This window comes from Blautia sp. MSJ-36, assembly GCF_018917985.1.
GTDB lineage: Bacteria > Bacillota > Clostridia > Lachnospirales > Lachnospiraceae > Blautia_A.
The window spans coordinates 169,738-183,891 of record NZ_JAHLPQ010000002.1; the positions used below are offsets into that span (position 1 = coordinate 169,738).

Consider the following 14,154-nt stretch of genomic DNA (forward strand, 5'->3'; position numbering starts at 1 on the left):
ATTTTTATAAGATAGGAATAAAATATCCATTTGCACTCCACTTTGCTGCATTCAGACTCCCAGTATTTCATTTGTGTATTTAAACAAAACCGTATTCAACTGCATGATATCATACTGTCTGTCTATAAGCGCTTTCTGCACGATCAGATCCACCTTACTGCTTGGGCTGAATGCCCAGTCTGCTCTCGCCAGAAGATCTTTTGCCTGTTCCAGATTTAATTTCAGCGCAATACACAATGCCATAACTGTTTTTTTCTTCGGATGATAATGGCTGTCACACTGGATTTTTGAAAAATGCTTCCTGTCAAGATTGGCCGCTTTCCACACATCCTTATTATCCATTCCCGATCTTTCTATCAGCTCGAACAGTTTTTCATGAAAACTCGGTCCGATCTGATTCAACTGCTCCTCCAGGGACATCGCTCCCCATCCCAATGCTTCATTGGAAAAAGATGCCTCATAAAAATTTTCTTCTGGAAATCGATCCGCAGGATAACCGTTTCGATTCTCATACTCTGATCTTCTGTCCCGGCGAAATGGTTGAGAATATTCTGCCGCATAATTTTGATTCACATAATTTTCATCAATGTAAGAATCTACAACATCTACAATCTGACTGGAAAGCTGAAATGATTCTTTGTCAAATACCGCAAGAATGATATTCATCTCATGCTCAGCAAGAAATTTACTGAATGTAGAAACTGCGATCTCAAGAGCCATATCTTTCGGAAATCCATACACACCCGTTGCGATCAGCGGAAACGCGATACTTTCACAATTCAGCTCTGCTGCTTTTTTCAGAGATTTCCAGTAACAACTTTCCAGTATTTCAAATTCATGAGATTTTCCCCCCTTCCATACAGGCCCAACGGTATGGATGATATACTTTGCGGAAAGATTATACGCATCCGTTACCGCAATCTCTCCCCGACGGATTTTTCCGATCTTCCACCTTGCCCGAAGTAACTGTGATTTTCCTGCCGCCTTATAAATCGCATAATCCGTGCCACTGCCGTAAACTGGATTGGGATTCGCCGTATTTACAATGATATCCGCTGTAATTTTTGTGATGTCATTCTGTATGATCTTAAATGGCATAGCATACCTTCTTTCTGTTATTCACGTTTATGAATATAATATTTCCTGGACTAATTATCTCTTTTCTTATCATACCATAAACCGATATTTCAGCGATATCTATTTTTCTTCCGTAGTGTGCTCCTGCCACAAGAGCTTTTTTATGCCACTGGAATATTATGAAGAAATTTCCCATAACCAAAAAGCTGAACCAGATTTTTCATCTGGTTCAGCCATAACGATTCTATATATTTCATTATCTTAAAATCCGATCTTTCCTCAGACTCACACAGGAAAAGCTGTACTTCACAACCAGGATCAGGTACATCACACCAACCACCAGGATGGCCATGATACCTGTTTTGAAAAACAGATGGGATACCATTGTAACGATCAGCAACAGCCCGATGGCTTTGCTCATAAAAATATAGGTCTTGTAAGAACTCTGATAGATAACTTCCTTCTCCGCCTCATCGCAGCTCTCCAGCCACTGCTGCTGAAATTTCCTGGAGGAAATATCTCCTCTTTTTTCCGGATGCACTGTCTGAAGCAGCTTGATATATCTGGCCTGCATGATTCCATTATAAAAGAAACAAGCTACAAACAGCACACAGGCAATGAGAAAATTAATCGCATTTTTATTACTGGATTCGATATATCCCATCTGATAGCCATTTGCAAGAAGAAAAATGCAAAATACTTGTGAGATTACATTAACACATTGCAGGATCGCTCCATATTTTTCTTCCTGATAGCTGACAAGATCCGCCTCCTCATCTTCCGCAGTCTCGATTCTTTCGCAGACTTTACCCAACTTTCTCAGGCAAATCTCTCCTGCCAGAACAGAAATAATATTTATCACCAGCATCCCCGGAACCAATATGCTCTGGATCAACTTTGGCCATGTTGTCAGAAATGCTTCCAGATTTCCATGAAAGTAATACATAAAAACACCGAAAAAGCCTCCAAGCACACCTCCAAACACCATTGCCAGAAGCATTTTCACACTGAATTTTTTAACACTTTTTGTCTTATTCTCCTGTTTCATCTTCATCCTCCTCATACATGAAAATGTCCTCTACACTTACCTGAAAGATCCTGGCGATCTTAAGCGCCAGTGTTACAGACGGTGAATAATCGCCTCTCTCAATCAGGCTGATCGTCTGCCTGGACACCCCGGCCAACTTCCCCAGCTCAGTCTGATTAATCCCCTTGCTGGAACGATATTCTTTTAGACGATTTAACAGTGGCAATTCAGGCCCTCCTTCTGCTGTTTATTTTGACAAGTTTTCTTGTCATTTCATGGTTTTATCTTAGCATTGACAACTTTACTTGTCAATATGTTTTTGACAAATATTGTTGTCATTTATTCAGGAATGAAAATGAGCAAGGAAGAATATGATGAATGGAGATATAAGTACCCGGAACTGGATACCTACCAGAGACATGCCAAAGTGCCTTCTCAGAAATTGAGCGATCACCTTATGCAGGCTCTATTTGATGAGAAAAAGAACTAAAAGAAAAACCTTACCGATATTCTTTTTACTTTTGAAAATCAGTAAGGTTTCTTTATATACGTTATGAAATAAGATTTATATCTCTTGAATAATCACAAAATGTTGCCATTTTGTTGCCAACTCCTAAGCAAATTTGCTTGCAGCCCGCATAAATACTGGTATCTTGTGATTGTGTGGATTATTCGAATTCGACAATTACTAATCAATTTTGTTTAGAGATTATTTGTTGTCGTGTTCGCTTTTCTTTCAATTACTTGATTTATCCATATTATCCTGCCTATATGGGCTAATGTTATCAGTTTGTTATCGCTGTTGATAACGCTCGCTCCGTAACTGTGGATAATAGCAATATGTTGCGATTCAAATTATAAGCGAGTTTGTTTAGGAAAACAACACCATATTGCAAAATACAATAAACAAATATTTTTTCCACTATCCCAACAAACTGGAAGTTATCTATTTCTCCTCTTCGTTAAGACCTAGTTCATTACATATTACTTGCTATCCATCATACCTTATTCTTTCTACCAGCGTTTCCTTTTTCAGATTACTGCTTAAAACGCAGGAAAGTACAATCTGCAACAGACCGACCAAAAAAATCATAATAAAAATTGGTACGATTGGAACATGATAGATATTCATTCCAAATATTCCATTATGTTTTGCATAGGAAAAAAGTGCATAGCCGAGCGGCAGACCAATGATCAAAGCTACGCATATGGTACCAACCGTAAACATCAGTCCCTGTAACTGCAGGCATAAATTTAATTGTTTATTTGTCATACCCACAGCCTGTAATATACCATATTCCTGCTTTTTTGTCGTAATATTCATGATCATGGTATTCGCCATATTCATAAACCCGATGAGTCCTACAATAGCCATAAACAGATAACAGCCAAGCTTCATCATGCTGCTTGCAAATTCGGCAGATTGTAACTGCGCATGATAAGTATCCATTTTTATATGCGAAGTATTAGAAATCAAAGTATTCAGACTTTGTTCTACAGATGCCACATCTTTTTTATCACAATCCACCCACAGATAGCCATAGGCTGTTCCTCTCGGATTCATGGAACGATATACACCTTCCGGAATGACAAGATAAGTGTCCGCACTTACAAAAGATCCTGCAATCTTTCCCTGATAGGTATAGGTTCCACTTCCATTCTCAAAGTCAAATGCAATGGATTCACCCGGAGCATATCCATCTTGTTCCATCCACGTTGACCAGCCAAAGAAAATATCACCATTCTTTACCGCCTGATCATAGTCCATAGAGCCAATATCCCCTTCTTGGCGCATAAAATCAAAATCCTTTTTACTCACAATAGTAGCCGGAAATCTTGTTCCGTTCAGATTTACAGAGACAATCTCTCTCGTCATGACATCTGTTACTCCCGGAATGCTTTTGATTTCTTCAATCAGCGAATCATTCAATGGATCATCCGTCAGAATCGTATCCAGATTATTCTCCGGATATCTTTCATCATACTCAGCAGAATAGTCAAGCTGCAGTTCAAATTGTCCATGATTAACGGAAAGACGTGCTTCATGCTCCGTGTCAATATTTCCCACATAATTAGAGATAATCACAAATAATACGCAAGAAAAACCCATTGTGAGGATAGTACCAATAGTTCTTTTGGGATTACCCGTTACATTTGCCATTGCCATAGAAAACACGGTGACATTTTTTCTGCCATTTCGTTTTCCTTTTTTTTGTGTTTCTGCATTTTCTAAATACCGTGTTGCTTCGATAGGTGAAATCCGTGAAACAATTTTCATTGGTTTACGCAGTGCCAAAGCAACGGTAAGAAATGATACGAAAATACAGAGAAGCATAACAGGCAGGGAAAACAGAGGCACCTGCTGATTTTGAACTCCCATAGAGCCAGTTCCGGTTGATACAAGGTTCCCCTGTTCTACCAGCCAGTTAAAACCGCATTTTGCAATCAGAAAGCCAAAAAGCAATCCAACTGGTATTGAAAAAAATGTCAAAAAAATGCCCTCTCTGAAGATCAGTTGTTTCATCTGCTTTTTTGTCGCTCCCAGAGCCTTGATTTTTCCATACTCCTGTATCTTGTTGGCAATACCGACCTGAAAAATATTATAAATGACCACAACAGAGAAAAGTACAATTGCAAGAATCAAAACCCCGCATACCGCAATCGTTTCATAACTCGGCTGCAAGACCCACTGCAGGTAGAGATCATTGATGATCACGTTTTTCTGGTCAATGCCGCAGGAATCCGCGATTTCTTTTATAACAGGCGCAACATTATTCATAGATACATTTGCAGAATCGCTCAAGGTAAAATAGATATTATATTGCCTGTCACCCTCCGCAACACGCTCATTATAAAAATCCTGCGAACCGAATACAACATAGGAAGCCTCGATGGTATATTCATCCCGGTCATATAAAATCCCGCTGACAGTAAATTCCACCGGTGCGTATTCCGACTGCATGCCGGAACGGTACTCCAATGTTACGGTGTCTCCGACCTTTACATCATGGTATCCCACTGCATCAAAGAAAGCGCGTCCTGCGGCAATTTCCTGCGCCTTTTCCGGATAGGTACCTTCCTTCAACACATATTCCTGATTATAGGGAAGCATTTTCCTGACCGTTTCATCCGCACTGACAAAGCCGCCATTTTCATTTCCTTTCAGGATGCCCTCCGTACACATGATGCCGATATCAGATATCTCAGCTCTGCGTTCCACTTCTTTTAATTGCGTACCATCTGCTGCGACAAACAAACCATAATTGCTTCCATATGAGCCTGCCGCCTGACTTTTCTGTAAACGGATCATTCCATTTCCCACAGTACTGATAATCACAAGCAGCATCGTAGTCAGACATATGGACATCATAATCAGTATACTTCTTGTCTTGTTCTTTTTGTCATTGCTATATGCAATCCTGCTTATTGTCTTCATCTAAAATCCACCACCTGTCCGTCCTCAATTACCAGAATACGATCAGCGACCTGTGCAATTTCGTCATCATGGGTAATCATTACAATTGTCTGTCCATATTTTTTTGCTGTCATCTTAAGCAGAGCGATTACCTCATCACTGGTCTTAGAATCAAGATTTCCTGTCGGCTCATCTGCAAATATAATTTCCGGACGATTCACCAGTGCTCTTGCAATTGCTACTCTCTGCTGCTGTCCTCCGGATAACTGATTTGGCAGATTATAAATCCGGTTTTCAATCCCCAGAGTTGCAATAATATCATTTACATACGCTTCATCCACTTTTCTTCCATCCAGCCCCAGTGGCAGTACAATATTTTCCCAGACATTAACAGATGAAACCAGATTAAATGCCTGAAAAACAAATCCGATTTTTCTTCTGCGGAAAACAGCAAGGGCATCTTGATTCATCCTGTATAAATCTTTCCCTGCTAAAATAACACTGCCTTTTGTCGGGGTATCAAGCCCTCCAAGCATATGAAGTAATGTACTTTTACCTGAACCTGACTTTCCGACAATTGCGACAAATTCTCCCTGCTCAATCTGAATGTCCACCTGATTGACTGCTTTAACCTGATTCTCACCTGTGCCATAAAACTTACAAAGCTGCTTGGTTTCTAATATCACACTCATGTGTTGCCTCCTTTTCAATTCTGTAAAGCGTACCTTTTCAGCACGCTTTCTTTGCCTGTTTATATATTTGGTCATTTTTCAACCTACATCCAAATTGTATCAGGACAATCTTTCATTTCACTTTCAAAAAACGAGCAGAAGTCTTACAGAATTGTAAGATTTCTGCTCGCTTAAAATTTAACCAACATATGGTAATTGAATCACAAACGTGCTTCCTTTTTTCTTTTTGCCGGAGGTTACCGTAATCGTACCTGCGTGTTTTTCGATAATTTCTCTCGATAGAAAAAGTCCGATTCCTGTACCACTCTTTTCCATGACCTCCTTGGAACTTCCTCTGTAAAATCGTTGAAAAATTTTGTGATACTCATTCTGCGGAATACCAATTCCCTGATCCTCAATTTCCATTCTTACAAGATAGTTTCTTTTTTGTAACCGGATAAATATTTTTGAACCACACGGACTGTACTTGACCGCATTATCCAGAACGTTGATCACAGCTTCACCAAGCCACCTTTTATCCTGCATAATCGTGCATGTTTCCAGCTCTTTTTCATAGTCAAAAACGAATTCAATTTCTTTCTCATCCGCTTTAGGATAAGTGCGGTTCACAGCAGATATGACAGTATCCATAAGCGGAAGTTTTTTCTTATTAATCTGAATCAGTCCAGTTTCCATCTTGGATATTTCAAGAAGCGACTGCAATAATGTCTCCAGTCCATCCAGAGCACTCCGACAACGGATACGAAACTCCTCCTGTTCTGTGGCACTTAAGTCATTCTGCATCAGCACACTAAAACATGTATCCAAAGCTGCAACCGGTGTCTTTAACTGGTGAGAAATATCAGAAACCATTTCTTTCGTGTTCTCCTTTTCTGCCCTTGCTTCTTCCTTTATCAACTGAATATGATGTCCGATTGCTTCAAGCTGGTCATTCAATTTTTCCAGTTCTGCATGATTTTCCGTTTTCAGTAAATCATCAAATTTATTTTCACGGAATCTGATCAGAATTTCTTCCAACTGGTCTAAAATTTTCTGATGACACGCATCTTCTTTTTTCTTCCAATAAAGTAAAAAAGTCAAAAGAAGCACGCATATCACAGTGCTTACAGCACCGGTCGCCATAACCTGATGCCGGAATTGCGAATAAAATGCATTCCCTTTATTCCCCCAGTATCCATATTGCTCCAATAATCGCCTTCCCTGTTCGTTAGTTTCAATATCCTTATCCTTAAGCAATTCCGAAACAGCATCCAGCCCGGAAAATTCTTCCTTTGCAGCAATCTCTGTCATAAGATTCATTTTATATTTATAATCTTCATAAAACACATACGTGGTAAAGCAATTTAATATTGCAGACAATAATATGACAGGTAATACCAAGGAGAGCACTACTGTAATCTTCTTGCGATATCTCTTTGTCACTGCCTTACCTCCTGATTCCATATATACCCAAGACCTCTGATATTCTTTATATAGACCGGTGCAGCCGGATTGTCTTCGATTTTCTCACGGAGTCTTCTGATATTGACAGCGATTGTATTTTCATCCACAAAATCCCCTTCCAGATCAAACACATTTTCCAATATTTGTGTTTTTGAAAGAATCTGTTTCGGATTCTGAAGAAAAAAAGTCAGCATTTTCAACTCCGTTTTTGTCAGACTGATTTCACGACTCTTTATCAGGACTTTCATTTCTCCTGCGATAAATACGATATCTCCCGAAATCATCTTTCCGGCTTCCGTTTTCTCCTGTCTGCGGCGGAAATGTGCTTCTATTTTCAAAAGAAGTACCGAAAGACTAAACGGCTTTGTAATATAATCATCTGCCCCTGCTTCATATCCCATGACCTGATCCATCTCCTGATCTAGTGCTGTAAGACAAATAATGTATGCATTATAATTGCATCTCATCCACCTTACAAATTCCAGTCCATTCCCATCCGGAAGATTCACATCACAAATGGTAACATCCACATTATTATCACTTGCAATTCTTTTCGCTTTTTTCACTGATTCTGCTGAAAAAACCTCATATCCGGATTTTTTCAGTGAAAATGTAATTCCACGATTTAAATTTTCATCATCTTCAACCACGAGTATACCTGGCATAGCATATGCACCTCTCTTTATTAACTATTTTTCCTCTTCGTTACATATTTGTTCTGCCTCAATATCCTCGGTAGTGACTTTCCCTGTAATATCCCTATAGGCTTCTTTTATTCCATTTTTGACCGCCCACTTAATTATAAAATATAATGCAAGTAAGACGATTAGTGCTGTGCCAAAACTAATTCCTAATTCTTCAAACATTTCATTACCTCTGTCAATTCCGATTGAGATTTCACCTGTTTTTAAAAATTTAATAACTGTTATATTTTGTTATTAAATTCTCTACAAACCCTTGAAAACACTGGATTTATCGCAGGTGAACTTTCCCTTATTGTTTCCCTTGTGTTATATCGTCCCATCAGTGTTTACGAACTCTGATAAGGGCAAATACAAGGGCACAAGATGTCCAGTGGACATCTGCTCTGTGCCGACCGAAGCGGCAGCGGAGACCAAAAAAATCATATAAAACAGTATAACACAAAATGAAAGTGACATGGTGAACTGATTGAAATGCTTCTGATTTTTGTAACAAATGATTGATTGAACGATAAGGAGATAAGATGCGATGAGAACGATACTTGCAGAATACAATCCACGCAGAAACAGCATTGATGTATATACCAGTGCAGGCTATATGCTTCGCATTGACTGTTGGGAAGCAGAAAAAAATTTAAAAACTACACCCGGATCAGACTGTGCATTAAACGCACTTGCTATTGATGAACCACTTGAGTATGCAAAATTATATCTTGATGGAAATTTGCAGATGTGTATTGCCCTCATGGCAGCCAATGATGGAGACATCTGGGATTACTCTTTATCTGCAAGTGGCGGAAAGAAAACTCCGGCACATCCTGCCTTACCTATCGTATGTATTACAACTTCTGCTGGAACCGCAAGCGAGGTTGATATTGCTTCTGTTATTACCAATGATGAAACACAGGAAAAAACAGGCATTTTCTTCCCATCTATGTTCCCGACACTTTCTGTTGTTGACAGTGACTTGATGATGAGTGTTCCGGCAAAGCTTACTGCTTATCAGGGAATGGATGCCTTTTTCCACGCATCAGAAACGGTTGTAAATATCAACCACCATCCTATGGCAGAAATGTTTGCTTTAAAAACCATAGAATATGTTGCAAAATATCTTCCAAGAGCAGTAAAAGACGGAAATGATAAAGAAGCCCGTGCATACATGGCTCTTGCAAATACTTTTGCAGGTTACTATATGATGTGTACTTCTGCCCACACTATGGAACATGTAATGGGCAGCTTCCATGACAACCTCATTCATGGTGCCGGTCTGATTGAAATTGCACACGCTTATTATGATTTCTTCGCCGAAAAGAAAACTTCCGAAGAAAATATGATAAAAATGGCGGCTGCAATGGGTGTTGCCAATCCTACAAGTGGAAAAGATTTTATTGCAGCTCTTGATAAACTTATTTCTGAGGTCGGATGCAGCGATCTTAAGATGAGCGATGATGGAATTACAAAGGAAGAATTACAGTTATATCCTGCCAAGGTTCACGAAGTTTTAGGCGGTGATATTACTGCTGATCCGCTTCCTTTATCTGATGATGATTATCTTACAATTTTTGAAAACGCATGGAGGTAAAAATCAATGAAAAAATTAGCATCTAATACTGTACTTTGTGTCCAGCCGCTCCCTCAGACAATCGTTTCCTGCCGGGACAAAGATGGCAAAAACAATGCCTTGGTAGTTGGCTTCGTTGCCAATGTAAGCCTTGATCCGGTTATGGTAATGGTCGGCATCACACCTGCAAGATATTCCCACCATATAGTAAAGGAATCCGGCTGCTTTATAATCAATTTCCCGAAAAAGAGCTATAAAAAAGAATATGGTTATCTTGGCTCAGCTTCTGGAAGAGATGAAGATAAATTTGCAAAAGCCGACATCAAATGGGAAGATGCAACTTATGTAGATGCCCCTATCCTTACAGATTGTCCGGTAAGCATTGAGTGCAGTGTTGTAGACAGTACTATGCCGGGTACACATGAATTGTTCATCGGAAAGGTTGAAGCTATTCATGTAGATGAAGAATATCTGGATGCCAATGGCAATATTCTTTGGGATAAGATGGATTTGATGTAAAACATATTATTTTCTTATAAAACGGATACCACTGTAAAACACCAGCTGAAGTACGAAGTGAAGCGAATGATGCACTTTACCGTGGAAGAAGAAAATTTGATCTGTATGTACCACAACGCAGACCGACGCAGGACGATAGGCAAGATCACCGCAGCCATGCCGGGTATGGACGGGGATATGTGGACGCTGGCCCAGCAGACCCTTTCCAAGCTGAAACGTATGACGGATTCTGACTATGACAGCCAGAAATTCTATTTCACAGACGAGAACGAATAAATAACAGCAGACGCCGGGCGCGGCGGCCATGTGGCCGCTTGCGTCCGGCGTCTTTTCTTTTTGCCTGTTCCTACGCATTTAGAACCCAGTATTGACGGGGATAGGATAAAGTATTCGCCCACCTCTGCAAACGTGCGGGAGAAGCCTTGAAACTGGCGGTTATCAGCCCCGAAAGGCGTAGGTTACAGTCATTATTAGCCCCCGAAACAGGTACAGACGCGCAGCGGGTGTATCTGTTTCGGGGGTGTGCAGGTGATAGCCGCAAAGCGGCGTAAGAGGGTGCAGCCCTCTTGATCGTTATTCTTGTTCCAGCGGGAAGCTCGGCAACGCTTCCAGCAGCTTTAAGGAAATGTGCTGCCGCATATCCTCGTCAATGACTTTTTTCACTTTGCCGCCCGGCTGCCTGATCTCCACCGTGGAAAGCTCGTCGATGTAGTCCGCATAGTGGGCCAGCACCTTTTCTGTGGCCCACTTCTCACCGGCAACGGCGGCTTTGATTGTTTCATAGTCCAGCAGCTTTTCTTGTCCGTCCATCCTGATACCCCCGTCAGATTGATTTTTTCCATGATACCATATCTGGGAGTATGGAGCCAGAGAAACCGGCGATTTTCTGCTGGTAAATTCTACGCATTTAGAGCGGCACTATGGCGGGGATAGGATAAAACACTCACATACCCCGCCGACTATGCGGGAAAAACCTTGAAATATAGGGCTTTTTAAGGCCCTAAATGCGTAGGTTGGTTCTTTGTTGCGATATGCTCCACGGTTACGGTGTATTGTTCATATTCTGTTTTCGGGAATCTTTATGAAATCTTCAAAATTGCCCGGTATGCTATCCGTAAAATCAAAGAAAGGACTTGATTATATGGATATGATTTTGAAAACGACTGACCTCTGCAAAAATTTCAAGGGGCAAATGGCGGTAAACAATGTGTCACTGAACATCCGGCGCAACTCGGTTTATGGTCTGCTGGGGCCGAATGGGGCTGGCAAATCCACGATCTTAAAAATGCTCACCGGCATTTTGCGCCCCACATCGGGAAGCATCGAGTTTGACGGCCACCCGTGGAAGCGGAATGATCTGGAGCATATCGGTGCTTTGATTGAGATGCCCCCGCTTTACGAAAATCTGACTGCATACGAAAATCTCAAAGTCAGAACTACATTGCTCGGCCTGGACGATGCACGAATTAACGAGGTATTGCAAATTGTCCAGCTCACGAATACCGGCAAGAAACGGGCCGGGCAGTTTTCTCTTGGTATGAAGCAGCGGCTTGGTATTGCTATTGCATTGCTGAACAGTCCCCAGCTTTTGATTCTGGATGAACCGACTAACGGCCTTGACCCTTTAGGGATTGAGGAACTTCGAGAGTTAATTCGCTCTTTTCCCTGCAAAGGGATTACAGTTATTTTGTCCAGCCATATTCTGTCAGAAGTCCAGCAGATTGCAGATCATGTGGGTATCATTGCTAGCGGCGTCCTTGGATATGAGGGAGAGCTTCGCGCCGGTGAAGATTTGGAACAACTCTTTATGGATGTTATTCGCAGAAATGGTAAGGAGGGATATTAAATGGAGATGGCATATATTCAGGCAGAGAACCTAAAGCATAAGAGAACTTTCACAAAAACGCTGATCGTTCTGGCCCCGTTTGTAACTGCGCTTATGAACTTTTTTGCCCCTCTTTGGTTCCAGCTCAATTCTTATAATTGGTGGTATATCCTGCTTTATCCTGGATTCCTTACGCTCACCTGTGCCTTGATTGAACAGCGGGATAATGGCAAACTAAAATATCGTGCCGTTGCTTCATTGCCTGTTTCGCAGAACAAAGTCTGGAAAGCAAAAATTGGAGTGGCCGGTATTTACTCCTGTGTGGGGAATTTCATTTTCCTGGCGCTAAATCTGTTGGGCGGTTTTGCAATATTAGTTATCAACGAAATTCCCCTGACAATCGGAATTTGGCAGGCTGCGGCCGGAACAGCTTGTATTGTCATTGCAAGCCTATGGGAAGTTCCGCTGTGCTTATGGTTATCAAAAAAAGTTGGTATCTTTGTCACGGTTATTCTTAATGCCGGACTTGGAAGCGTTTTAGGGATTTTCACGGCTACAACCTCTTTGTGGATGATCTGCCCGTATAGCTGGGTGCCGCATCTTATGATTTCCGTGTTAGGTATTTTGCCTAATGGTGAGCCGGTTGCAGATCATAGTACGGCAATGGCATTTTGGATGATTATACTTGTATTGGTCATTTCGCTGGCCTGGTTTGCGGCGCTGTCATTTTTAACTGCAAGATGGTTTGAGAAAAAGGAGGTGGGGTAACTATGGTATCTGTGGTTCGCTGCTGGAAAGCAGAATATCAGAAGTGTAAACATAGCATTTTGCTCTATATGCACAGCATGATTCCGATTATATGTGCGGCGATTTTTGCGGGTTACTATCATATATCCAGATGGGAACTGGCAACCAAAATCAGTGCCTATCTGGAAGTGCTGGCCGTTGCGTTCCCGTTTCTGATCGGCATTATTGTGGGCCTGGTTGTTCAGATCGAAAATCAGGCCGGGCATTATCAGCTTTTGTTGGGAACAATCCCATCTCGCATGGCAACGTATATTGGTAAACTTGGTTTTCTGATGATCTGTGCTTTTGGCGCAACATTTTTAGCGTTAGGAACATTCGCTGCACTATATAGGGATGCTCCGGCAAGCCTTTACCTGAAAGCAGGGATTCTATTGTTGATTACCATGCTTCCCATTTACCTGATTCATTTGTTTGTGGGAATGAGCTTCGGAAAAGGTGCATCTATGGGATTGGGAATTGCAGGGAGTTTAATAGCTGCCCTTATGATAACAGGGCTTGGTGACGCTACATGGAAATATATTCCCTGGGCCTGGGGCGTTCGTGCTATGGATTACACTGTGCTTGCATGGGATAGCCCCCAACTGTATGCACAGGTAAAAACCGATTTTTTCAGCGGTATGATTATTTCTGTATGCTGCACTGTTTGTCTGCTGATTGCCAGTTTGGTTTGGTTTCATGGTTGGGAGGGAGGTAAAAACAGTGAATAAAAAGTGCCTGTTTGCCGTGGTAATTGTGCTTGTAAGTCTTATATGCTTATCGGCCTGCGGTGCGCTCCGCGATACCGCCGATAAAAATAAGGCGTTAAATGAATCTCTGCCGTATTATGAGCTGAACGCCGCAAACTATGATGAAATTTCATATAACGGCCTGACATATACCATAACGGATGAATGTCTTGAAATGTCAGAACTGCAAGAAGAAATCGGGCAGGTATCGAAACGCTTCAAAAATGTGGCGGGGGAAGATTTCAGTTTCGGCTACGTTTACAGTATTGTGGATGTGGATATAAGCAATGCCGTAGCTGTAAATATCAACAATGAATATCGGAAAGCTGACATTAAAAATAATGATGAGTAACCTCGACAAT

The 14,154-nt window shown here is 41.2% G+C and carries 17 protein-coding genes and 1 pseudogene; 9 read left to right on the forward strand and 9 right to left on the reverse strand.

Annotated elements, in window-relative coordinates; genetic code table 11:
- Positions 1 to 51 precede the first annotated feature (51 nt).
- The 3 genes from KQI39_RS02940 to KQI39_RS02950 all read right to left on the reverse strand — a co-directional run bounded on the left by KQI39_RS02940 (position 52) and on the right by KQI39_RS02950 (position 2,330).
- Positions 52 to 1,098 (reverse strand): macro domain-containing protein, encoded by a 1,047-nt coding sequence (locus KQI39_RS02940; RefSeq protein ID WP_021977431.1) that lies wholly within the window; start codon positions 1,096 to 1,098, stop codon positions 52 to 54.
- 235 nt (positions 1,099 to 1,333) lie between these two features.
- Positions 1,334 to 2,125 (reverse strand): DUF3169 family protein, encoded by a 792-nt coding sequence (locus KQI39_RS02945; protein ID WP_216416307.1) that lies wholly within the window; start codon positions 2,123 to 2,125, stop codon positions 1,334 to 1,336.
- Positions 2,109 to 2,330: a helix-turn-helix transcriptional regulator gene (locus KQI39_RS02950; protein ID WP_173762716.1), complete on the reverse strand. Its 222-nt coding sequence runs from the start codon at positions 2,328 to 2,330 to the stop codon at positions 2,109 to 2,111. The genes KQI39_RS02945 and KQI39_RS02950 overlap by 17 nt, the downstream gene beginning before the upstream one ends.
- A gap of 129 nt (positions 2,331 to 2,459) precedes the next feature.
- Between KQI39_RS02950 and KQI39_RS17240 the strand changes: the two genes are divergently transcribed.
- A complete protein-coding gene (locus KQI39_RS17240) occupies positions 2,460 to 2,594 on the forward strand; it encodes a hypothetical protein (RefSeq protein ID WP_330653922.1) in 135 nt (44 codons plus the stop codon).
- Positions 2,595 to 3,095: 501 nt separating this feature from the next.
- On the opposite strand, the gene KQI39_RS02955 is transcribed toward KQI39_RS17240, so the two are convergent.
- The 5 genes from KQI39_RS02955 to KQI39_RS02975 all read right to left on the reverse strand — a co-directional run bounded on the left by KQI39_RS02955 (position 3,096) and on the right by KQI39_RS02975 (position 8,520).
- The gene (locus KQI39_RS02955; protein ID WP_216416309.1) at positions 3,096 to 5,540 is read right to left on the reverse strand and encodes an ABC transporter permease; all 2,445 of its coding nucleotides are present in this window, start codon (positions 5,538 to 5,540) and stop codon (positions 3,096 to 3,098) included.
- Positions 5,537 to 6,211 carry an ABC transporter ATP-binding protein gene (locus tag KQI39_RS02960; RefSeq protein WP_216416311.1) on the reverse strand — a complete coding sequence of 225 codons (675 nt, stop codon included), beginning with the start codon at positions 6,209 to 6,211 and terminating at the stop codon, positions 5,537 to 5,539. Before KQI39_RS02960 ends, KQI39_RS02955 begins: the two co-directional genes overlap by 4 nt.
- A 177-nt stretch (positions 6,212 to 6,388) precedes the next feature.
- Positions 6,389 to 7,654 (reverse strand): sensor histidine kinase, encoded by a 1,266-nt coding sequence (locus KQI39_RS02965; protein WP_216416314.1) that lies wholly within the window; start codon positions 7,652 to 7,654, stop codon positions 6,389 to 6,391.
- Positions 7,630 to 8,319 (reverse strand): response regulator transcription factor, encoded by a 690-nt coding sequence (locus KQI39_RS02970; RefSeq protein ID WP_216416316.1) that lies wholly within the window; start codon positions 8,317 to 8,319, stop codon positions 7,630 to 7,632. Before KQI39_RS02970 ends, KQI39_RS02965 begins: the two co-directional genes overlap by 25 nt.
- 24 nt (positions 8,320 to 8,343) lie before the next feature.
- Positions 8,344 to 8,520, reverse strand: coding sequence for a DUF6019 family protein (locus KQI39_RS02975; protein WP_021939191.1), 177 nt, complete (start codon positions 8,518 to 8,520; stop codon positions 8,344 to 8,346).
- A 364-nt stretch (positions 8,521 to 8,884) separates the two neighbouring features.
- Here KQI39_RS02975 and KQI39_RS17635 point away from each other — a divergent pair.
- From KQI39_RS17635 to KQI39_RS02990, 4 genes and pseudogenes are all read left to right on the forward strand, one after another.
- A pseudogene (locus KQI39_RS17635) lies at positions 8,885 to 9,094 on the forward strand (DUF6061 family protein); the annotation flags it as partial.
- 6 nt (positions 9,095 to 9,100) lie between these two features.
- Positions 9,101 to 9,937, forward strand: a complete 837-nt coding sequence (locus KQI39_RS02980; protein ID WP_253293050.1) for an iron-containing alcohol dehydrogenase — start codon at positions 9,101 to 9,103, stop codon at positions 9,935 to 9,937.
- Positions 9,938 to 9,943: 6 nt separating this feature from the next.
- A complete protein-coding gene (locus KQI39_RS02985; RefSeq protein WP_216416320.1) occupies positions 9,944 to 10,435 on the forward strand; it encodes a flavin reductase family protein in 492 nt (163 codons plus the stop codon).
- Positions 10,436 to 10,501: 66 nt separating this feature from the next.
- On the forward strand, positions 10,502 to 10,711 hold the full coding sequence (locus KQI39_RS02990; RefSeq protein WP_128868158.1) for a transposon-transfer assisting family protein: 210 nt from the start codon (positions 10,502 to 10,504) through the stop codon (positions 10,709 to 10,711).
- A gap of 297 nt (positions 10,712 to 11,008) precedes the next feature.
- On the opposite strand, the gene KQI39_RS02995 is transcribed toward KQI39_RS02990, so the two are convergent.
- Positions 11,009 to 11,245, reverse strand: a complete 237-nt coding sequence (locus tag KQI39_RS02995) for a helix-turn-helix domain-containing protein (RefSeq protein WP_118064609.1) — start codon at positions 11,243 to 11,245, stop codon at positions 11,009 to 11,011.
- 331 nt (positions 11,246 to 11,576) lie between these two features.
- Here KQI39_RS02995 and KQI39_RS03000 point away from each other — a divergent pair, with 331 nt between their 5' ends.
- Genes KQI39_RS03000 through KQI39_RS03015 form a run of 4 tightly spaced genes read left to right on the forward strand, consistent with a single transcriptional unit; the run spans position 11,577 to position 14,144 of the window.
- Complete coding sequence (locus KQI39_RS03000) at positions 11,577 to 12,281, forward strand: lantibiotic protection ABC transporter ATP-binding protein (protein ID WP_174095599.1); 705 nt, start codon at positions 11,577 to 11,579, stop codon at positions 12,279 to 12,281.
- Positions 12,282 to 13,028: a lantibiotic immunity ABC transporter MutE/EpiE family permease subunit gene (locus KQI39_RS03005; protein ID WP_216416322.1), complete on the forward strand. Its 747-nt coding sequence runs from the start codon at positions 12,282 to 12,284 to the stop codon at positions 13,026 to 13,028.
- A 2-nt stretch (positions 13,029 to 13,030) separates the two neighbouring features.
- Positions 13,031 to 13,774 carry a lantibiotic immunity ABC transporter MutG family permease subunit gene (locus tag KQI39_RS03010; protein ID WP_025580193.1) on the forward strand — a complete coding sequence of 248 codons (744 nt, stop codon included), beginning with the start codon at positions 13,031 to 13,033 and terminating at the stop codon, positions 13,772 to 13,774.
- Positions 13,767 to 14,144: a NisI/SpaI family lantibiotic immunity lipoprotein gene (locus KQI39_RS03015; protein ID WP_025580194.1), complete on the forward strand. Its 378-nt coding sequence runs from the start codon at positions 13,767 to 13,769 to the stop codon at positions 14,142 to 14,144. Before KQI39_RS03010 ends, KQI39_RS03015 begins: the two co-directional genes overlap by 8 nt.
- The last annotated feature ends 10 nt before the right edge of the window (positions 14,145 to 14,154 follow it).